At 61.7% G+C, this 19398-nt stretch carries 18 protein-coding genes, 1 tRNA gene and 1 other RNA gene; 10 read left to right on the forward strand and 10 right to left on the reverse strand.

The window, feature by feature from the left end; translation table 11 throughout:
- The first annotated feature begins 97 nt into the window (after positions 1 to 97).
- Positions 98 to 173, forward strand: a tRNA-Lys gene (locus O987_RS09640).
- Positions 174 to 563: 390 nt separating this feature from the next.
- Here O987_RS09640 and O987_RS09645 read toward each other — a convergent pair.
- Complete coding sequence (locus O987_RS09645; protein WP_003056699.1) at positions 564 to 749, reverse strand: hypothetical protein; 186 nt, start codon at positions 747 to 749, stop codon at positions 564 to 566.
- Positions 750 to 1201: 452 nt separating this feature from the next.
- Here O987_RS09645 and O987_RS09650 point away from each other — a divergent pair, with 452 nt between their 5' ends.
- The 4 genes from O987_RS09650 (at position 1202) to rimO (ending at position 6504) form a co-directional block, all read left to right on the forward strand.
- On the forward strand, positions 1202 to 1636 hold the full coding sequence (locus O987_RS09650) for a lipocalin family protein (RefSeq protein ID WP_235214335.1): 435 nt from the start codon (positions 1202 to 1204) through the stop codon (positions 1634 to 1636).
- Between the two features lie 743 nt (positions 1637 to 2379).
- Positions 2380 to 3615 (forward strand): EAL domain-containing protein, encoded by a 1236-nt coding sequence (locus O987_RS09655; protein WP_019044247.1) that lies wholly within the window; start codon positions 2380 to 2382, stop codon positions 3613 to 3615.
- 684 nt (positions 3616 to 4299) lie between these two features.
- Positions 4300 to 4632: a hypothetical protein gene (locus O987_RS09660; RefSeq protein ID WP_019044248.1), complete on the forward strand. Its 333-nt coding sequence runs from the start codon at positions 4300 to 4302 to the stop codon at positions 4630 to 4632.
- Between the two features lie 465 nt (positions 4633 to 5097).
- Positions 5098 to 6504 carry a 30S ribosomal protein S12 methylthiotransferase RimO gene (rimO, locus tag O987_RS09665; protein WP_043371925.1) on the forward strand — a complete coding sequence of 469 codons (1407 nt, stop codon included), beginning with the start codon at positions 5098 to 5100 and terminating at the stop codon, positions 6502 to 6504.
- A gap of 299 nt (positions 6505 to 6803) precedes the next feature.
- Here the strand turns inward: rimO and ffs are convergent.
- An RNA gene (gene ffs, locus O987_RS27930) (signal recognition particle sRNA small type) lies at positions 6804 to 6899 on the reverse strand.
- Between the two features lie 103 nt (positions 6900 to 7002).
- Between ffs and dnaX the strand changes: the two genes are divergently transcribed.
- The 3 genes from dnaX to recR all read left to right on the forward strand — a co-directional run bounded on the left by dnaX (position 7003) and on the right by recR (position 10288).
- Entirely contained in the window at positions 7003 to 9174 is a 2172-nt protein-coding gene (gene dnaX, locus O987_RS09670; RefSeq protein WP_043371928.1) for a DNA polymerase III subunit gamma/tau, read from the forward strand.
- A gap of 27 nt (positions 9175 to 9201) precedes the next feature.
- Positions 9202 to 9534, forward strand: coding sequence for a YbaB/EbfC family nucleoid-associated protein (locus O987_RS09675; protein WP_003056681.1), 333 nt, complete (start codon positions 9202 to 9204; stop codon positions 9532 to 9534).
- Positions 9535 to 9697: 163 nt separating this feature from the next.
- Positions 9698 to 10288 carry a recombination mediator RecR gene (gene recR, locus O987_RS09680; protein WP_003056679.1) on the forward strand — a complete coding sequence of 197 codons (591 nt, stop codon included), beginning with the start codon at positions 9698 to 9700 and terminating at the stop codon, positions 10286 to 10288.
- Between the two features lie 131 nt (positions 10289 to 10419).
- Here recR and O987_RS09685 read toward each other — a convergent pair whose 3' ends face one another.
- Both O987_RS09685 and gloB read right to left on the reverse strand, forming a co-directional pair.
- Positions 10420 to 11943 (reverse strand): transglycosylase SLT domain-containing protein, encoded by a 1524-nt coding sequence (locus O987_RS09685; RefSeq protein WP_043371931.1) that lies wholly within the window; start codon positions 11941 to 11943, stop codon positions 10420 to 10422.
- Positions 11943 to 12716, reverse strand: a complete 774-nt coding sequence (gene gloB, locus O987_RS09690) for a hydroxyacylglutathione hydrolase (protein WP_043371933.1) — start codon at positions 12714 to 12716, stop codon at positions 11943 to 11945. The genes O987_RS09685 and gloB overlap by 1 nt, the downstream gene beginning before the upstream one ends.
- Before the next feature lie 19 nt (positions 12717 to 12735).
- Between gloB and O987_RS09695 the strand changes: the two genes are divergently transcribed.
- Both O987_RS09695 and rnhA read left to right on the forward strand, forming a co-directional pair.
- Entirely contained in the window at positions 12736 to 13569 is an 834-nt protein-coding gene (locus O987_RS09695) for a class I SAM-dependent methyltransferase (protein WP_043371935.1), read from the forward strand.
- Positions 13566 to 14015: a ribonuclease HI gene (gene rnhA, locus O987_RS09700; RefSeq protein ID WP_003056672.1), complete on the forward strand. Its 450-nt coding sequence runs from the start codon at positions 13566 to 13568 to the stop codon at positions 14013 to 14015. The genes O987_RS09695 and rnhA overlap by 4 nt, the downstream gene beginning before the upstream one ends.
- A gap of 18 nt (positions 14016 to 14033) precedes the next feature.
- Here the strand turns inward: rnhA and O987_RS09705 are convergent, their stop codons facing one another.
- From O987_RS09705 to O987_RS09730, 6 genes are all read right to left on the reverse strand, one after another.
- Complete coding sequence (locus O987_RS09705; protein ID WP_043371937.1) at positions 14034 to 14360, reverse strand: thioredoxin family protein; 327 nt, start codon at positions 14358 to 14360, stop codon at positions 14034 to 14036.
- Positions 14361 to 14413: 53 nt separating this feature from the next.
- Complete coding sequence (glp, locus tag O987_RS09710) at positions 14414 to 15787, reverse strand: gephyrin-like molybdotransferase Glp (protein WP_043371938.1); 1374 nt, start codon at positions 15785 to 15787, stop codon at positions 14414 to 14416.
- Between the two features lie 87 nt (positions 15788 to 15874).
- Positions 15875 to 16540: a molybdenum cofactor guanylyltransferase MobA gene (gene mobA, locus O987_RS09715; protein ID WP_043371940.1), complete on the reverse strand. Its 666-nt coding sequence runs from the start codon at positions 16538 to 16540 to the stop codon at positions 15875 to 15877.
- Positions 16533 to 17675: a GTP 3',8-cyclase MoaA gene (gene moaA, locus O987_RS09720; RefSeq protein ID WP_003056668.1), complete on the reverse strand. Its 1143-nt coding sequence runs from the start codon at positions 17673 to 17675 to the stop codon at positions 16533 to 16535. Before moaA ends, mobA begins: the two co-directional genes overlap by 8 nt.
- Positions 17676 to 17772: 97 nt before the next feature.
- Positions 17773 to 18357 (reverse strand): DUF2889 domain-containing protein, encoded by a 585-nt coding sequence (locus tag O987_RS09725; RefSeq protein ID WP_043376301.1) that lies wholly within the window; start codon positions 18355 to 18357, stop codon positions 17773 to 17775.
- A gap of 173 nt (positions 18358 to 18530) precedes the next feature.
- Positions 18531 to 19343, reverse strand: a complete 813-nt coding sequence (locus tag O987_RS09730) for a Crp/Fnr family transcriptional regulator (protein WP_003056666.1) — start codon at positions 19341 to 19343, stop codon at positions 18531 to 18533.
- Between the last annotated feature and the right edge of the window lie 55 nt (positions 19344 to 19398).

The following is a 19398-nucleotide window of genomic DNA, read 5'->3' on the forward strand; positions in this document are numbered from 1 at the left end:
ATCCAACTAATTCGCGTTTTCGGCAGCGGGCCTGGAAAAATAGATTACAATAACGTTATTCCACTGATTAGGCAACTACTGCTTTTGAGGTGTGGCAGGGTCTTTAGCTCAGTCGGTAGAGCAGCGGACTTTTAATCCGTTGGTCGCGAGTTCGAATCTCGCAGGACCCACCAAAGATAGCAAGGCCCCGTAGCAATACGGGGCCTTTTCTTTTGCTATCAATTAGGCAGCAAGAGCCAGATTCAAGCTGCTTTTTCTTGGCATGTGTGCGGACGAAGCAGCGCCTTGCAGGAGCTGCGCAGTCAATGGGCTACGGCGGATGGAGTCCAATGCCAATCAGCATTGGTATCTGGGCTCACTGCTTTTTCGAGTCCAAGGACTTTGTTCCTCAGTGTGGTGCCGGCTTTGGGGAGTGGCCTGCAGTACTTCCACTCGGGATCATTGAAGCGGGGGAGTAGGCCCAAGCTTGCAGTGTGCGTCGCCATTTGTTCATTCCCCAAAGCGGGCTCCCGCTTGTTTCGGCGGTGACAGGGTTTGTGCTGCCGTTCGGGCCGGATCTGCTGCTACGGGGTTTTACTTCTTCCGCGGTAGTTCAGGTCGGTGGCCGAGTAGTTCTCGCGCTTGCGCCAGTCCATCTGAATCGGGCCGGCATGGTTGGCAGGATAGGTGATGCGCTCTTTTTCGCGATTGAGTTCCCACTGCTTTGCATCCACGATGTGATGGACGGTGGACTCTTTGGATTTACTCATGGGGCAGGCGGCCTTCAATCAAGTTGCTGAACCAAAAGACGACGGTACAGCTGCCGCGATGGCGCGTCCAGTGAATTCGCAGGGTGGCCAATGGTTCGCTTGAATTGCGTTGGAATCACGACTACATCAAGTATTTTTAGGGTAGATGTGGATAGTTGCAGCAGGAGACATATGTTCGCCTGTGCGTCTTTGGGGCAAAGTGGCGGCGGCCTTTGCTCGCCCGTCAAAGCTGCCCCCAGCTGTCTTGCACCCTGGCTTCCCAGAACGATAAAAGCCCGCTTTGCAGGGCGGGCAGGAGCATGAATGGTTGAATGAGGCTTTCAACTTCAGGAACAAGCATGCGTTTTTCGAGAAGTTCGTCGATTCGTTGTGCTGCTTTGACGGCGGTTGCGGCGGGAGTTGCCGCTGCATTCTGGGGTTGCGCAGTCTCGGTCCCTCAAGGCGTGCAGCCTGTGAGTGGCTTCGATGTCACGCGCTATAAGGGCACCTGGTACGAGCTTGCGCGGATAGAGCACCGTTTTGAAAAAGGACTCAGCCAGGTCTCCGCGCAATACAGTCTGAACGAAGATGGGACCGTGACCGTCATCAACCGGGGCTATGACCCTGCGAAGCAGGAATGGCGGCAGGCCCGGGGCAGGGCGCGCTTTCTGGGCCGCCCTGATGTGGCAGCACTCAAGGTTTCCTTCTTTGGTCCTTTTTATGGCGGCTACAACGTGGTGAGTCTGGATGACGAATATCAGACGGCCCTGGTGATAGGCGACAGCCTGGATTATTTCTGGCTGCTGTCGCGCAGCAAGACCATTCCCGAGCAGCAGTTCAGGCGCCTGCTTGAAAAAGCCAGCTCACTTGGGGTCGACCTGAGCCGCGTGCAGGTGGTCGCTCAGTAGTGCTCTCATACGCAAAGTCATCTGCAAAGCAGCAGAGCGCTCAGAAAGTTCTGTCATGGACGGGCTGGAGTGACCAGGGCAGGGGGTGCCATATGCGCGCTCACTGCGGCAGGTAAGGCCTTACGAGGTCCCAGTGGGACAACTCAGTGCAGCATCGAGTGGTTGAGTGCGAGACATGCTGCTCTGACGCTGATCGTGGTGGCACCGGGAAAGCGTTTCATTGCGTCTTCAAGAGCGGCGCACGTGCTGGGGAAGAGCGCCGTGTAATAGGCTCCCGCCACTTTGATGATGCACCGTCTCATTGATCTCTCCTCGAACCCAAACAGTAATTAACTGGATATCGGGCTATTTGTATCAAACTGAAACATAATTTTGTAAAGTCCGTCGACCTTGATGCAGTCATTGGTTCGGCCCAGACTTTTATCCGCAGATGCATCATGCGGAGCCGGACGTGGCTCCAGTTCGATTGCTGTCCGTTGGCGCTGTGATGGAGAGGTCTGTAGACGGGCGTTTGGCCGATGCCACGTGACAGGGCGATCAGGCCCGGTTTGGCGGAAAAGCGTGGTTGCAGCGGCGGCTGAAATCGAGGCAGATTGCGGAACCTACTGGGTTGATTGACATTTTTTCCACGCTCGCTGCTGAGAAACTGGCTGCGCATCGAGGCTTATCGCTTCACATTGAATGCTGTTTTGTATTAAAAAGTGACAAAAGTCATGTGAGTCGACTGTATGTAAGAGGGGGGCATGCAGATGAACGATCTGGAGCTTGAAGGAAATCGCCATCTCAATCACTTGATGAGATCAGGTGTGTGTGCCGAAGGTGTTGATCGCATACTTCGTGCGGTTCGCAAGCACCTTGGAATGGATATCGCCTTTGTCTCGCACTTCGGAGCCGCTGATCGGGTGCTCAAGCATTTGGACAGTGTTTCGGGTGGACCGCTTTATCAAGGTCAGAGCATTCCCATGCAGGAGGGATATTGCCTGAAGGTGGTCCACGGCGAGTTGCCCGAATGCATTCCGGACACCAGTCGGGTGCCGGCTGCTCAGCAGATTTCCGCAACCCATGCCATTCCAATCGGCTCCCATCTGAGTGTTCCCGTCCGGCTCACGGACGGGCATGTCTACGGTACGCTTTGCTGCTTCAGCTTTCTCCCGAATCCCACGCTGGGCGAGCGTGACATGCAGTTGCTGCGGGCATTCGCCGAGATCCTGGCTGACCGCATCGAAGAGCAGGCCGCAGAGGAGCGGATCAAGGCACAGCTGGTTGGCGAAGTGCGTTCCGCTTTGGCGCACGGCGATCCGAGAATGGTGTTCCAGCCGATCTGCAGTCTGCGCGACAAGGCCATCTGCGGCTTTGAGAGCCTTTCGCGTTTTGATGTCGAGCCCAGACATGCGCCGGATTACTGGTTCGACGTGGCAGACAAGGCAGGGCTCGGCGTTGATCTGGAGTTGTGCGCGATTGCCAAGGCACTTCCTGCGCTGCAGCGACTGCCTGCCAGCAGCAGCGTCAGTGTCAACTGCTCGCCACAATTGCTGCTGAGCAGCAAGTTCCACCAACTGCTGGATGGCATCGATGATCTCTCCCGCCTGGTCCTGGAGATTACCGAGCATGCAGCGGTCAAGGATTACAAGGCACTTGCCGTTGGACTGGAGCCCTATCGTCGCCGGGGCGCGAAACTGGCGGTTGATGATGCCGGCGCGGGCTATTCCAGCATGCGGCACATCCTCAATCTTGAGCCGGAAATCATCAAGCTGGATATGAGTCTTACCCACTCGATCGACACCGACGAGAAGCGGCGTGCGCTGGCCAGAGGCCTGATCAGCTTCGCGCATGAAATCGGAAGCCTCGTGATTGCCGAGGGCGTGGAGCGACCTGAAGAGCTGGAAATGCTACAGAGGCTTGGGGTGGATTGTGCTCAAGGGTATCTGCTTTCCAGGCCGCTTGAGATTGAGGCAGCGGCTGTGTTTTCACTGCACTGACAGGCAGCGGCGGCGGCATCGACTGCCACACCGTCTGAGTGCCGATGAACTTGCCAGTGGCTTGCTGGATCAGCTGGCCCAGTGCACCGGCATTGAGCCATATCGACCCCGCCTCATGCTCCTCTTGGCGAGGCCAGGGGAGTTTCGGAGCCCTGGTGCGACGAAGCCGACCTGGCCTGCAACAGGGCTAGCGTAAACATCTATTCAGCGTTATCAGCTGGTGCACTCATACTGTTAAAAAGTGTAAATCACAGGGGTGCAACTATGAAATGGCTGCTTGTCAGTTTCGCGTTCGTGGCGCTCACACTCTGTATGAGTTTTTTTGCATCAATCGTGGACGATCTGAGGAAGGCCAGCGACCAGAATTGATCGGGAGGCTGTTTTTGACAGCTCCCATGCAAAAGCATTTCTATCGGTCGACCGTGACCATCGCATTCATGGTGTTGGGTCAATGTCCATAGGTGCTCCCGCTATCGCATTGGGTTTTCCAAAGGTGTCTTGATTCTCTGACAGCCGTTTGATGAGGCCGAGGTGAACGTTGTGGAGGGACTTGCAGCGCGTCTGAGTAGGCTGCTGTGACGGGCATGGCGGGGCAGGACCTTCGACCCGCAGCCGACAGTTGACCCCTGTAAATGCGTTCGACTATGCTTGTTGCATTTGGTCACATTGCATGGGGAGGGCGCTTTGCCAAGCATTGAAGTTTTCGAAAAACTCACTGGCCGCAAATTTTCCAATGCGGAACTCTTGCACACCAAAGTGCTTGCTTTTCCTGAGGAAGGGAAAAGGAGGGTTGTCTATGGGCTGCTGGCTGAGGCCATAGACATTGACTACTCCCAGAAGTCGCTTTCCGCGCTGAGTGAGCAAATCAAGCTGGCACTGTGCAATATCGAGCGTGTTGTGCCCAGAGCTTTCGTGGGGCAGAACATTCGTGTGTACGAGGGCGGCAACCACCTGGACATCATCAATGATGGTGTGGGGAGTATGGGATGGTTGATTGTGGAGGAGTATTCAATCTGATCGGCCAGCGCTTTCGGGAGTCTGAGAGGCCCAGGCTGGAGGGGCGCAGGTCCTATTTTCAGTCAGCGTGATCCATGCCGCTTTTTCGCCTTCACTTCAGTCGGCGAGCTTTGGGGTCTCGAAGGAATCAGGCCACCACGCCATACCTGAGCTGTGGGGATAAAGACCAGGAGGGCGTGAGCAGCCAGATGCGTAGCTGGTAAAATCCAGCAGTTCACCTGTTTGGGTCCGCGTCTATGTTTGACGCAGACACGGGCTTTTGATTTGTTGGTACGCGAGTACGCATCTCGCAGGACCCACCAGAATACAGGCGCTACAGCCATGGAAACTGTAGCGCCTTTTTCGTTTACCGGTTTTCTCATCGTGCGCGCAGCGGGCTCGAGCCACAGAGTCGAGTCTGCTGATCTGGCCTTTGAAATAAAATTGCTGCTTGGCGCGTAGACGCTGCGCTGCTGGAAAAATCAAATGAAATCAATCGACTCCGATAGCCCCACGCAAACCGCTATCCCCAAGGTAGGCTTTGTTTCGCTGGGCTGCCCCAAGGCCTTGACTGATAGCGAGCTGATTCTCACGCAGCTCAGCGCCGAGGGTTACCAGACCTCCAAGACCTTTGAAGGCGCTGACCTGGTCATCGTCAATACCTGCGGCTTCATCGACGATGCCGTCAAGGAAAGCCTGGACACTATTGGCGAGGCTCTGGCTGCCAACGGCAAGGTGATCGTGACCGGCTGCCTGGGCGCCAAGGCCGGCAAGGATGGCGGCTCCACCATGGTGGCCGAAGTTCACCCCAGTGTGCTGGCCGTCACCGGCCCCCATGCCACCCAAGAGGTGATGGACGCTGTGCACACCCACCTGCCCAAGCCGCACGATCCATTCGTGGATCTGGTGCCCGGCAGCTTTGGCGATGCGGGCATCAAGCTCACGCCAAAGCACTACGCCTATCTGAAGATTTCCGAAGGCTGCAACCACCGCTGCACTTTCTGCATCATTCCCAGCATGCGCGGCGATCTGGTCTCGCGTCCGATCGGCGATGTGCTCAAGGAGGCCAAGGCACTGTTCGAAGGAGGCGTCAAGGAACTGCTGGTGATCAGTCAGGATACCTCGGCCTATGGCGTGGATGTGAAGTACCGCACCGGTTTCTGGGACGGCAAGCCGGTCAAGACCCGCATGCTGGAACTTGCTGATGAGCTGGGCAAGCTGGCACAGCAGCACGGCGCCTGGGTGCGTCTGCACTATGTCTACCCCTATCCCACCGTGGATGCGGTCTTGCCCCTGATGGCCGAGGGCAAGATCCTGCCTTACCTGGACGTGCCCCTGCAGCACAGCCATCCCGATGTGCTCAAGCGCATGAAGCGACCCGCGTCGGGCGAAAAGAACCTGGACCGTATCCGTGAGTGGCGCAAGATCTGCCCCGAGCTGGTGATTCGTTCCACCTTCATTGCCGGTTTTCCCGGCGAGACCGAGGAAGAGTTTGAGCATCTGCTTAACTTCATTCGCGAAGCCGAGATCGACCGTGCCGGCTGCTTTGCCTACAGCCCCGTCGAAGGCGCCACCGCCAACGAACTTCCCGGCATGCTGCCCGAAGAGGTGCGTGAGGCGCGCCGTGCGCGCTTCATGGAAGTGGCCGAAGAAGTCTCCACCCAGCGTCTGCAGCGCCGCGTGGGCCAGGTCATGAAGGTGTTGGTGGACAAGGCCGTCAGTCTGGGCAAAAAAGGCGGTGTGGGCCGCACCTATGCCGATGCTCCCGAGATTGACGGCGTGGTTCACATCCAGCCGCCCGAGAAGGCCAGCAAGACCTACAAGGTGGGTGAGTTGATCAGCGTGCGCATTGTGGGCACGCAGGGGCATGATCTGGTGGGCGTTCCGGTTTGAGCTTCCATGGTGTCCCTGCACGGCGCCATGTCAATCCGGTAAAAATAGAAAGGTCGCAATTGCGGCCTTTTTTGCATCCGATTTCTTGGTTGCCGCTTTTGTCTGCCGCAGGCCTGCAGGAGACCTTGAAGCAATGGCGGGCTCAGGTTCGGCTCTGAACGGTGCCGCCTTCCCAGGCATGGGAGGTCGATGCGAAACACTTATCCTGGACAAAGCGCCGCAGCATGGTGTTGTTCATGGTGAAGAATGGCCTTTCCCGGAAGACAGCCTCTTGTCTGTAAAAGAGGTTTCCATCGAAAGGTGACGAGCCTGATCTCGGCACTGTATCCACAGTTAGGGCTGCTTGGTTCCCCACCTGACCCGGTTGGCTGCTTCCCCATGCGAGGAGGCCCGTCACTCTCGATTATAGATGCAAAACCGACACAGTTCCGCGAGCTGTGAAATGAGATTCCAGGAGCAGGCTTGTTGGCATGTCCCGGCCCCGTAGAATCAGAGGCTATGTCTTATTTAGTGCTTGCTCGCAAATACCGGCCCCGTACCTTCACTGAAATGGTGGGGCAGGAGCACGTGGTTCAGGCTCTGACCAATGCGTTGACCCAGCAGCGCCTGCATCACGCCTATCTGTTCACGGGCACACGTGGCGTGGGCAAGACCACGGTGTCGCGCATTCTGGCCAAGTCGCTGAATTGCCAGGGCCTGGATGGCAATGGTGGAATCACCGCAACCCCTTGCGGGGTATGCGCAGCATGCACTGAAATAGATAGCGGTCGTTTCCCCGACTACACCGAACTGGATGCTGCATCCAACCGCGGTGTGGATGAGGTGCAGAGCCTGCTGGAGCAGGCGGTGTACAAACCGGTGCAGGGGCGCTTCAAGGTCTTCATGATCGACGAGGTGCACATGCTGACGAACACCGCGTTCAACGCCATGCTCAAGACGCTGGAGGAGCCTCCCGAGTATCTGAAGTTCGTGCTGGCCACGACCGATCCGCAGAAAGTACCGGTCACTGTGCTCTCGCGCTGCCTGCAGTTCAATCTGCGCCCGATGGCGCCCGAAACGGTTCTGGAGCACCTGACTCATGTGCTGGACAAGGAAAGCGTGCCGGCAGAGCCTCAGGCGCTGCGATTGCTGTCTCGCGCAGCGCGCGGCTCCATGCGCGATGCGCTGAGCCTGACCGACCAGGCGATTGCCTTTGGCAGCGGGCAGTTGCAGGAGGCGACGGTGCGCCAGATGCTGGGCAGCGTGGATCGAAGCCATGTCTTTCGCCTGATCGATGCCCTGGCGCAGGGGCACGGGCGCACGGTGGTTGAAGTCTCCGAAGAGCTGCGCCACAACGGTCTGTCTGCTGCATCGACACTGGAGGAAATGTGCGCCGTTCTGCAGCGCATGGCCGTGTTGCAGGCCGTGCCGGATATGCCGCTGGATGCCAGCGACCCGGAGGCTGCCGAAGTAGACCGACTGGCCAGTCTGATGCCCCGCGACGAGACGCAGCTGCTCTACAGCATCTGCCTGCACGGCCGCGTCGAGCTGGGACTGGCCCCGGATGAGTATGCGGCGCTGACCATGGCGCTGCTGCGGCTGCTGGCCTTCAAGCCGGCACATGCCGAAGCCGGCACGGCTGAAAAAAAAACTCCGGCGCTGAGGCCTAGCCGGCCTGTTGTCCAGGCTCCGGCGCCGATTCAGCAGCCTCCGGCTTCACCGCCGGTGGCGAAGGAGGTGCCAGCGACCGAGGTCCAGTCCTTGCCGTCTGTGCAGCAGCCTGTTGTGCAAGCCGTACCGGAGTCGGCACCAGCGCAAGAGCCTGAGTCAGTCGTCGCCATGGCCGAGCCTGAACAGATTCAAGCGGTTGCCGATCGCTCGGATTCAGCTGTGTATTCCGCTGCAAGGCCTGTGATGCAGGCAGCCCCGGAGTCGGCCCGGTCGCCAGCGCCTGCCGTGACGCCTGAGCCTGCTGCGGTTCAGCAAAACATGGCTGGTGCGAATCAGGAAGCCGCCGCCGAGGCAGACCATATGCCTGCCGACGATGCGTCCGAGAGCGCCGAGGCCGTCGATATGGTTGATGCTCCCGAAGAGCAGGATGCCGGCGAAGCGGCCTGGGCAGGCATGCCCGATGAGGGCTGGTCTGACGATGGGCGCTGGGGCGATGATGCCGACCTCGATGTCGGCCAGCCCCTGCATGCCATGCCGCCCATGGAGTCGGATGAGCCGCCAGCCCAGAGCGCAGGCGGCGGCTATGCCAGCACGGCCCAGGATGCAGCCCCCGTGGAACGCACCCCCGAGGGCGATCTGTGGTTTGACGTGGTGCAGCAGTTGTTGCAGAGCGAAGCCGTGGTGGCAGTGGCGCGGCAACTGGCGCTGCAGTCGCAGCTGCTGGGTCGTGAAGGCGATCTGTGGCGACTGCGCGTGGAGTCCAGCTCGCTGAATCAGGCTGGCACGCGTGATCGTTTGCGTGCTGCGCTGGAAGCGGCCGGTCATGCGCGACAATTGCAGGTCGAGCAAGGGCCGGTGACGGACAGTCCTGCCCGCCGACTGGCCCTGGAAAGACAAGCCAGCCAGTTGCTGGCCGAGGACATTGTCAAAAGCAATCCGCAGGTGCAAACCTTGATGCGAGACTTTGGCGCGAAAATCGTGCCCGGTAGCATCAAGCCCATATCTATTCAGCCTGAATAAGGCGTTTCAACAAAAGAAGGAATTCTCATGTTCAACAAAGGACAACTCGCCGGTTTGATGAAGCAAGCTCAGGCCATGCAGGACAACCTGAAGAAGGCTCAGGATGAGCTGGGCAATATCGAAGTCGAAGGCGAATCCGGTGCCGGTCTGGTCAAGGTGGTGATGACCTGCAAGCATGACGTCAAGCGCATCACCATCGACCCCAGCCTGCTGGCCGAAGACAAGGACATGCTGGAAGACCTGGTGGCTGCCGCCTTCAACGCTGCTGTGCGCAAGGCCGAAGAGACCTCCAACGAGAAGATGGGCAAGATCACTGCCGGTATGCCCGGCCTGCCCGGCGGGATGAAGTTCCCGTTCTGACGGATTCCCCCCTGAGCGGCCCTGCCGCTTCCCCGGCCAAGGGATGGCTGCGATGCCGCGACGCGGCTCCTGCTTGCTGTCCCTGGCCGGGGTGTGAGGGGAGTGAATGGCGATCTGCGCAGTGGCAGATCGCCTTTTTTCTGGTGACTGAAAGGACAAACCCGTGTCTGATGTGCAATCTCTGGATGCCTTGATTGAGGCCTTGCGCCGGCTGCCGGGCGTGGGCATCAAGTCGGCACAGCGCATGGCGTTTCATTTGCTGCAGCGTGACCAGGCCGGGGCGCTGCAACTGGCGCGGGCGCTGGACTCTGCGGTGAACTCGGTGCATCACTGTGAGCGCTGCCACACGTTTACCGAAGGCGCCATCTGCAGCATCTGTGATGACGCCGGGCGCGATGGCGCGCGGCTGTGCGTGGTCGAGGCGCCGGCCGATCTGGCGGCCATGGAGCGCACGGAGGCCTATCAGGGCTACTACTATGTGCTGATGGGGCGGCTGTCGCCGCTCGATGGCGTGGGCCCCAAGGAAATCGGCATGAAGCAGTTGCTGGAGCGTGCCTGTGACGGTGTGGTGCAGGAGGTGATTCTGGCAACCAGCTTCACGGCCGAGGGCGAGGCCACGGCCCATGCCATCAGCGAGGCGCTCAAGTCGCGTGGCATCCTGGTCACGCGGCTGGCGCGCGGCGTGCCCATAGGCAGCGAACTTGAATATGTGGATCTGGGCACGATTGCCCACGCGCTGGTGGATAGGCGCTGAAAAATATTGCTTGAATTGGCTTTAATCGCCCATCTATAAAGCGTCTTCTGCTTTCTTTTTTTTTGAAAGAGCAGAGATGGAAAAGCCCGCTGGTTCTGCGAACAGCGGGCTTTTTTTGCGGATGATGAGGCCTATTTGCGCTTCTTGGCAGGTGTACCGCCACGAGCCTTGGGTTCGCTCTTGCCGCCACGGGGAGCTGGCGCGCTGCTGCTCCTGGCGTTCTTGCTGGCGGCTGCCACCTTGCTGCCGCCACGGGTGTTGCGGGCCGAGCTGTCATTGCTTTCGGCGCGGGCGCTGCGGGCTGCGCGGCTGGGCAGGTAGGCAATCAGCGACTGGCCGGGGCGCAGGGATGCCGTCGACTTGAGGTCGTTCCAGTCCGCGAGGTTGGAGACGCTGATGCCATAGCGGCTGGCCACGCTGACCAGGGTATCGCGCTTTCGCGCCTTGACCGTGGTGCGCACGGTCACGACTTCAGGGGCGAAGGAGATCTGACCGTTGTCTGCCACATGGCCGGGCACATCAGTCTTGACATTGGCATCGCGCGGCACCATCAGTGTCGAGCCGGCCTTGATCAGCATGCGCGGCGGGATGTTGTTGATGGCGCGCAGATCGGCTTCGCCCAGGCCTGCGCGCTGGGCGGCTTCGGCCACGGTGATGGTGGTGGGCACGGTCCATACCGTCCAGCTGGCAAACTGGCCTTCGCTATAGGCCTGCAGATTGCGGCGGAAAACCTTGGCGTTGTCCCAGGGAAGCAGCACCTGCGGCGTGGCACGCGCAAAGATCACCGGCTTGTGAAAGCTGGGGTTGAGCGCCTTGAAGTCATTCGCGCTGACATCGGCCAGCTTGGCCACCAGCTCCACGTCGATATCGTGCGGCAGATCCACGGCCTGGAAATAGGGGTGGTTTTCGATGATGGGAAGCTCGGTGTTGAACTTCTCGGGCTCGGCCACGATGTTCTTGACGGCTTGCAGCTTGGGCACGTAGTTGCGGGTTTCGGCCGGCATCTGCAGGTCAAGGTAGCCCGCGGGCTGGCCCAGCTTTTCATTGCGCTTGATGGCGCGGCCCACGCTCCCCTCGCCCCAGTTATAGGCGGCCAGGGCCAGATGCCAGTCGCCGAACATGTTGTAGAGCTTTTGCAGATAGTCGAGCGCGGCGCGGGTCGAGGCCAGCACATCGCGGCGATCATCGCGGAAGACGTTCTGCTTGAGGTCGAAATAGGTGCCGGTGGCCGGCATGAACTGCCACATGCCTGCCGCCTTGGCGCTGGAGACGGCCTGAGGGTTGAAGGCGCTTTCGATGAACGGCAACAGCGCCAGCTCTGTCGGCATGTTGCGGCGCTCCAGTTCCTCGACGATGTGGAACAGATACTTGCTCGATCGCTCCGTCATGCGCTGGATATAGTCGGGGCGGGTGGCATACCACTGCTCCTGGTTCTGGACCAGATCCTGCTCCAGGTTGGGCATGGCAAAGCCCTTGCGGATGCGAACCCAGAGGTCGCCCGTGGCTTCCAGTTCAGCGACTTCGGAGCTGCCGACTTTGCCCTGGCCCAGGGGTTTGAGCGGGCCGTTCGGATACATGGGGTCGACGCTGCTGGTGGTGGCGCAGCCGGTCAAGATCAGTGCGCTTGTCAGCAGCAGGGTGGATAGCAGCTTCATCAGAAAACGTTTTTCCATTGGCGCAGGGTGGCCAGCACGCTGGCGGGGTCCTCGGGCCTGGTTTGAGGATCATGGTGCACGGCGGCTGCGATCACATCGGCAGCGCGGCTTCGCATGAACGGGTTGATGGCCAGCTCGGTCTGCAATGTGGAGGGCAGCGTCGGCTGCCCGCTCCTGCGCAGTTGCTGGCAATGTTCCAGATACTGAGCCAGTTCTGGATTGTTTGGTTCCACGGCCTGCGCAAATCGCAGGTTGGAAATTGTGTACTCATGTGCGCAGCACACCAGCGTGCTGCCGGGCAGGGCGGCCAGTGCGTCCAGCGAGGCCTGCATCTGCGCTGCCGTGCCTTCGAAAAGGCGGCCGCAGCCGCCCGAGAAAAGCGTGTCACCGCAGAACAGCAGGGGCTCGCTTTGCGCCCGGGTGCTGAAGAAGGCAATATGACCGCTGGTGTGTCCGGGCACATCGATGACTTGCCAGGGGCCGCCGAGCAGCTCGATGCTGTCGCCGCCCTGCACGCGCGTGACGGGCTCGGGCAGGGACTCGTAGGCTGGGCCCCAGACGGGAGCGCCGGTGGCCGCGCGAATGGCATCGATGCCGCCCACATGGTCGGCATGATGATGGGTGACTAAAATGCCCTGCAGTTTCAGACCCCGCTGTGCCAATGTGCTCAGCACAGGCTCGGCCTGACCCGGATCGACGACCACGGCGTGTTCCGCATCGTGGAGCATCCAGATGTAGTTGTCGGAAAAAGCGGGAATGGGCAACAGGTTCATGAGCTGCAAAATTATAGAGATGCATCACTGGACGGATTCAGCCCTAGGGCACTACCTCCTGGAATGGGAGCAGCAGCGCTTTGACGAGGCGGTGGCCGATATCTTTGGCTACCACGCCCTGCAACTGGGCTTGCCGCAGCTGCAAGGCCTGCGCGGCAACCGCATGCCCCATCGCTGGCTGGCGCTGGAGGGCCTCGATCCCGTTCCGGATGCAAAAGCAGGCACTGTAGCGCAAGCGGCGGCGGTCCGAGTGTCGCAGGCGCAGCCGCCCGCCGAAGAAACGCAGAATTTTGCCCCGTTGATGCCGGCGCTCAGGACCGCTCCGGAAGCCCTGCCTTTTGCCGAGGCCAGCCTCGACCTGCTGCTGATGCCGCATACGCTGGAGGCCTCCAACGACCCGCATGCCGCGCTGCGCGAGGCTGCGCGCGTGCTGGTGCCGGAAGGTCGGCTGGTGATCAGCGGGCTGAATCCCTCCAGTCTGCTGGGTCTGCAGCGACGGGTGGAGCGCAGCGCGGGCTATTTGCCGGACCTGAGCCTGGGCGTGGGCTACTGGCGTTTGCGCGATTGGCTGCGATTGCTGAGCTTCGAGATCGAAGCCGTGCAATTTGGCTGTTATCGTCCTGCCACTCAAAGTGAGAAGTGGCTGAGCCGCTGGCAGTTCATGGAAGGCCTGGGCCACCGCTGCTGGCCGGTGATGGGGGGCGTCTATTGCGTGGTCGCCGTCAAGCGCGTGCAGGGCATGCGACTGATGAGCCCGAGCTGGCGCAAGAGCAGCGTGCCGGTTGGCATGAAGGCGCCCGTTACCCAGAAGCAGCCGCCGGACATGTTCTGGCGTAACAAGGAAGAAAATTGAATCAAGTTGTGATCTATACCGATGGCGCCTGCAAGGGCAATCCCGGGCCTGGGGGCTGGGGCGCATTGCTGCAGGCCGGATCGGCGCAGAAGGAACTCTTCGGTGGTGAACTGGGAACCACCAATAACCGCATGGAGCTCAAGGCCGTGATCGAGGCGCTGTCCGCGCTCAAGCGCCCCTGCGATGTGGTGCTGTATCTGGACAGCCAGTACGTGCGCAAAGGCATTACCGAGTGGATACAGGGCTGGAAGGCCAAGGGCTGGGTCACCGCTTCCAAGGAACCAGTCAAGAATGTCGAGCTATGGAAGCAGCTGGACGCGCTGGTTCAGGGCAGCGGTCACCGTATCGACTGGCGCTGGGTCAAGGGCCATGCCGGGGACCCCGGCAACGAGCGCGCCGATGCGCTGGCCAACAAGGGCGTGGAGCTGGCCCTCAAAAACGGCTGAGCCAGCCGCTGCGCTGGCTCAGTTCGTGATCTGCGCCAGTGCTTCTTGGATCTGCTGCTCGGATTCGGGGCGCACGATGCGTGCCATTTCCTTGCCGTCACGCAGAAAAATCAGCGTGGGCCAGAGCTTGACGCGATAGCTGCGCCCCAGCGGCCGGCCGGGGCCGTCTTCCACCTTGATGTGCGCCACTTCGGACTGGGCAGCCAGCGCGGACTGCAGCAGCGGCTGGGCGCGCTGGCAGTGGCCGCACCAGGGGGTGCCGAATTCCAGCAAGTTCGCGCCCTTGAGCGCATCGATGGCCTGCCTTGTGGGTTCTGTGGCCCAGTGGGTGGCTTGGTATGGCATGCAATATTTCCCAGAATGGATCGAGGGTCGAGGATCAGACGGCAAGTCTGTCTTCAGATCAGACCCTGCAGCAGCAGGATGTTGACGGATTCTCCGGGCTGGACATCGCCGCGCGCATCGTCCAGCACGATGATGCAGTCGGCTGCGACCATGGAGCTGAGCACGCCCGAGCCTTGCGGGCCCGTGGTGCGCACGGCGGCCTGGCCCTTCTTGTCGAGTTCGAGCACGCCGCGCAGATATTCGGTACGGCCCGGGCGTTTGCGCAGGCGCTCGCCGCTGATCGCCTGCAGCAATGGCACGGGGGCGACGCGTTCGCCTGCCAGCATGGCCAGGGCCGGACGCACAAACATCAGAAAGCTCACCATGGCGGCCACCGGGTTGCCGGGCAGCCCCAGCAGCACCGCCGGGCGTTGGGTAGGTGGTGTATTGCTCTGACTGTGGGAGACGCCTGCGCTTGTCTTGATCGGGATGCCTGCCGATCTGGTCAAGGAGATTCCGCCTGCGGGAGCGAGCAGGCCCACCGCCAGTGGCCGACCGGGGCGCATGGCCACACGCCAGAACTGCACGGTGCCCAGACGTTGCAGCATCGCGCGGGTGTGATCGGCCTCGCCGGTGCTGATGCCGCCACTGGTCAGCACCACATCGGCCAGGGTGGCTGCTTCGCGCAGGCGGTCTTCCAGCGCGGTCGGCTCATCGGGCACGGCCCCCAGGTCCAGCACATGGGCGCCCAGGCGGTGCAGCAGCGCCTGCAGGCTGAAGCGGTTGCTGTCGTAGATGGCTCCCTCGCGCGGCTCGGCGCCGGGGCTCAGCAGCTCGTCGCCGGTGGAGAAGTAAGCCACGCTGAGCCTGCGCCGCACGCTGACCTGGCCCAGTCCCAGGCTGGCCAGCAGGCCCAGGGCGGCTGGGGTGAGACGCTGGCCGGCCTGCAGCGCCACAGAGCCTTGCTCCAGGTCTTCGCCGCGCAGGCGACGATTGGTGCCTGCCTGCAGGGTACAGCCGTCAAACCGAATGCACTCCTGGTCAGCGCTGGCCTGCTCATGGGCTACTACCGTATCCGCACCCACAGGCATGACCGCACCCGTCATGATCTTCACGCATTGGCCCGCGCCAAGCTGGCCTTGCCACGGCCCTCCGGCCAGAGCCGTCCCCACCACACGCAGCATCAGTGGCTGGCCGGGCTGTGCATGCTCCAGTTCACTGCTGGCAAAGGCATAGCCATCCATGGCGCTGTTGTCATGGGGAGGGACATTGACGGGGCAGATCACATCGGCTGCCAGCACACGATCCAGAGCATCGGGCAGGGCGACGGTTTCCACCTCGGCAACCGCACCCAGCGGCTGCAGCAGGGCCTGTAGCTGTTGCAGTACCTGGTCAGTGGTCAGCGTCTGGGCGCTGGTGGAGGCGGCAGGTTGAAAAGTCGCAGTCATAACGGCAAAAAAATAAAAAACCTCATGACGGGATGCGGCCATGGGGCTGCGTGGCACTTTACGCTTCTGGCTTGACGTGCCGGTGAATCAGGGTTGGCGCTCGGTGGCGATTTGCTCCAGATCAAGCAACTGGGCCAGCGTATTGGCGTTGCTGAAGGCCTGCTCGTCCCCAGGGCGGTCAAATAGGGCCTGGGCGCTGCGATGCTGGCCGGTCCAGGCGTCTATCTTGCGGCCGCCGCCGATGATGAAGCACTCCAGGCTGGAGGCGAGCTGGGCCCGCAGCAGGCAGAACACGGGCTGGGCGCGCAGCTGCGGCGGCTGGCCCGGCTTGGCATGCTCGGTATCCCAGCCGTGAGCGATGACGATATCGGCCTCGCCGCGCGACGCCAGCATTCGCGCCGCCAGATCGAGGGGCAGCAGCGGCGTATCGCAGGGCACGCACAGCAGCCATGGCGTGCGGCAATGCGCGAGGCCGGCCATGAAGCCCGCCAACGGGCCGGGGTAGTCGGGCAGGCTGTCGGCGCAGACCTCGGCAGCCAGTGGCTGGCCCAGCTCGGCATAGGCCGCTGCATTGCGATTGGCATTGATGAGCAGGGGGCCGACCTGCGGGGCCAGGCGCTGCAATGCATGCAGTGCCAGTGGCAAGCCCTGAAAGCGCTGCAGGCCTTTGTCCACGCCGCCCATGCGCGCGCCGCGCCCCCCGGCCAGCACGCAGCCGGTGATCTGCTCAGGGGGGATGCGTGAGTCAGCCACCGATATAGCTCATCTCGATGCGCCGGCCTTGCCGCTGCGGCGCCATATCGGGCGGCATTTCGCTGCGCAGCTGCGAGTAGCGATCGTCGCGCTGCTGCCAGATGGGGGCGATGGCAGCAGCAATCTCGGTATCGCTGGCACCGGTGCGCAGCAGGCTGCGCAAGTCCCAGCCCTGGCTGGCGAACAGGCACAGATAGAGCTGGCCCTCGGTGGACAGGCGTGCGCGGTTGCAGTCGCCGCAGAAAGCGTGGGTCACGCTGCTGATGACGCCCACCTCGCCCAGCTGCGGGTCATATTGACCGCTGGCATCGGCATAGCCCCAGCGCACGGCGGTCTCGCCCGGGGCGCTGGGCGCCAGCGGGATCAGCGGCAGCTCGGCGCGCAGACGCGCTATGACCTCGTCCGAGGGCAGTACCTCGTCCATGCGCCAGCCGTTGGTGGCACCCACGTCCATGTATTCGATGAAGCGCAGGGTGATTCCCGTGCCGCGGAAGTAGCGGGCCATGGGCAGGATCTGGTCGTCATTGGTGCCGCGCTTGACCACCATATTCACCTTGATGTGCGACAGACCTGTGGCCTGCGCAGCCTCGATGCCGGCCAGCACATCGGTCACGGGGAAATCCACATCGTTCATGCGCCGGAACACGGCGTCGTCCAGCCCGTCGAGGCTGACGGTCACGCGGTTCAGGCCGGCTTCCTTCAGGGCACGGGCCTTGCGTGCCAGCAGCGAGGCGTTGGTGGTCAGTGTCAGGTCCAGCGGCAGGCCATCGGGCGTGCGCAGCTCGGCCAGCTGGGCGATCAGGGCTTCGATGTTCTTGCGCAGCAGCGGCTCGCCGCCGGTCAGGCGCAGCTTGCGCACGCCATGGGCGACAAACAATCTGGCCAGGCGCGTAATTTCCTCGAAGCTCAGCAGCGAGCTATGGGGCAGATATTGGTAGTTCTTGTCAAAAACTTCCTTGGGCATGCAGTAGTTGCAGCGGAAGTTGCAGCGGTCGGTGACGCTGATGCGCAGGTCGCGCAAAGGCCGTCCCCATTGATCCTGCAGCAGCCCAGTAGGGGCCTGCAGGGGGCTGGGGACGATTGCGCTGCGGGATGCCGCACGCTCATCGACCAAGGGGATCACACGTTCTGCCATGGGCTCGATTGTGCCGCAAGAGCGAAGTCCGGGCCGGCAGCGGGCTTGTTGTGGGCTATCAAAATTGATAGCTGGTAGCACTAGTCGGTATTGTGAATCAGGCTTGTGTAGTGGTTTCCCTGAGTTGCTGCTGAGCCTGCGGCTTCCAGTCCTTGAACTCGGGGTAGAACTCTGCCACGCCGGGGCCGTTGAAGTCCCAGCCCAGACACTGGCCCAGGTGGCGTGGCGGCAGGCCCGAGCCATTGTTGCCGAACTGGTTGAGCACGGTGTGAAATGCGGGCGTTGCCATATTGAACAGCAACTCGCGCAGATGCGTGCAGCCCACCACCCCGCCCAGATTGTCGGCAATCGCGCGGCGCCAGCCGCGGGCTATGCAGCAGCCCACCATCTTCTGCATGGACTTTGTGGCCTGGGGGCAGTGGCCCAGAGGGTGGTCGTCCATGGCAGCCTCTATGCCGTGCACCACCATGTCGGCATCGATGGTCAGGCGGATCCACATATGGTGAATCGGCTTGCCTGCCGGCACTTTGCGGCGGCCGTGCAGCTCGATGTCATAGGTTTTCTGGTCGATCAGCTCGGCTTCCACGTCCCACATGCCGTCATCACGGGCATAGCCCCGGTATTTGACGTCGCGCATGTGGATGGGGGCTGGCGTGCGGCTGGCACTGGGAGGCAGGGGCATGGGGTATCCGTTGTTATGGCGGGCGACGACGGCATGTCGGAACCTGGCTGGATCGCCCGCGATGATCTTGAAGCGGGTCTGGTGCGCCAGACCCGATTTCATTATCAAAGAGATAGCAGGCTTGTCCAGCACCAAGCCGACAGCGGGGCGACTCCGAGCCAGGCGGCGAGCGCCTAGCTGCTCGCGGGTATCTGCCCGGTGAGTGCTGCGGCCTTGAGTGCGGCCAGGTCCAGAACCTCCAGCTTGCCGCGCCGCAGCTGCAGCCAGCCGGCCTGCTGCAGCTCCTGCAGGATCTGGTTGGTGGTCTGGCGGGACAGGCCCAGCATGCGTGCGATCTGCTCCTGCGAGACGGCCAGCTCGCGGTGGGTGCGCATGCGGTCGGCCCATTGCTCGTGGCCCATGGCCATCTGCACCAGACGGCACATCACGCGCTGCGGTGCAGGCAGCACGGTCTGCTCCTCCAGGGCAATCAGGCTGGCACGCAGCTTGTGCGTCAGCAGCAGGGCCATGTGGCGCCAGCAATGCGGATTGGCATCCAGCCACTCGCGCAGCGGCGGTATCGGGATGTGCAGCAGGGCGCAGGCGGTGTTGGCGCAGGCGTCGTGGGTGCGGGGCTCGCCGTCGAAGAGGGCGATCTCGCCCAGCCAGCTCGGCGGCTCGATCAAGGTCAGCAAGGCCGTGCGGGTGTTTTCCTGAAGCGCTGCCGTGCCGGAGATGCTGAGCGAGCCCCTGGCCACTGCATACAGGCCGCAAGGGGCATCGCCGCGGCGAAACAGCCACTCGCCGGCGGCCAGCAGCCTTGGCTGGGCCAGTTGCTGCATCTGGGCGGTCAATTCCGGCGGCAGCGAGCGGAACCAGCGACCGGCCTGCACGATGGCCCAGAGGTCATTGGAGTTGACATGCTCGAAGCTGCCGCGCTTGCGTGCAGGGGGCACGGAGGCCAGTGCAGGCCTGGGTGAGGGTATTAGCGCTTGTGTCGGTGGCATGACAGACGGCAAGGTTGATGCTGCGCCACCATGCTCTGACAAGCGACCAGGAGAT

Source organism: Comamonas testosteroni TK102 (assembly GCF_000739375.1).
Taxonomy (GTDB): Bacteria; Pseudomonadota; Gammaproteobacteria; order Burkholderiales; family Burkholderiaceae_C; genus Comamonas; species Comamonas brasiliensis.

Bases quoted from the DNA above. Each gene is read 5' to 3' on its own strand.
- O987_RS09645 (WP_003056699.1), bottom strand. From the start codon at position 749: ATGAGTAAATCCAAAGAGTCCACCGTCCATCACATCGTGGATGCAAAG.
- O987_RS09655 (WP_019044247.1), top strand. From the start codon at position 2,380: ATGCAGATGAACGATCTGGAGCTTGAAGGAAATCGCCATCTCAATCAC.
- rimO (WP_043371925.1), top strand. From the start codon at position 5,098: ATGAAATCAATCGACTCCGATAGCCCCACGCAAACCGCTATCCCCAAG.
- dnaX (WP_043371928.1), top strand. From the start codon at position 7,003: ATGTCTTATTTAGTGCTTGCTCGCAAATACCGGCCCCGTACCTTCACT.
- O987_RS09675 (WP_003056681.1), top strand. From the start codon at position 9,202: ATGTTCAACAAAGGACAACTCGCCGGTTTGATGAAGCAAGCTCAGGCC.
- O987_RS09685 (WP_043371931.1), bottom strand. From the start codon at position 11,943: ATGAAGCTGCTATCCACCCTGCTGCTGACAAGCGCACTGATCTTGACC.
- gloB (WP_043371933.1), bottom strand. From the start codon at position 12,716: ATGAACCTGTTGCCCATTCCCGCTTTTTCCGACAACTACATCTGGATG.
- O987_RS09695 (WP_043371935.1), top strand. From the start codon at position 12,736: ATGCATCACTGGACGGATTCAGCCCTAGGGCACTACCTCCTGGAATGG.
- O987_RS09705 (WP_043371937.1), bottom strand. From the start codon at position 14,360: ATGCCATACCAAGCCACCCACTGGGCCACAGAACCCACAAGGCAGGCC.
- glp (WP_043371938.1), bottom strand. From the start codon at position 15,787: ATGACTGCGACTTTTCAACCTGCCGCCTCCACCAGCGCCCAGACGCTG.
- moaA (WP_003056668.1), bottom strand. From the start codon at position 17,675: ATGGCAGAACGTGTGATCCCCTTGGTCGATGAGCGTGCGGCATCCCGC.
- O987_RS09725 (WP_043376301.1), bottom strand. From the start codon at position 18,357: ATGCCCCTGCCTCCCAGTGCCAGCCGCACGCCAGCCCCCATCCACATG.
- O987_RS09730 (WP_003056666.1), bottom strand. From the start codon at position 19,343: ATGCCACCGACACAAGCGCTAATACCCTCACCCAGGCCTGCACTGGCC.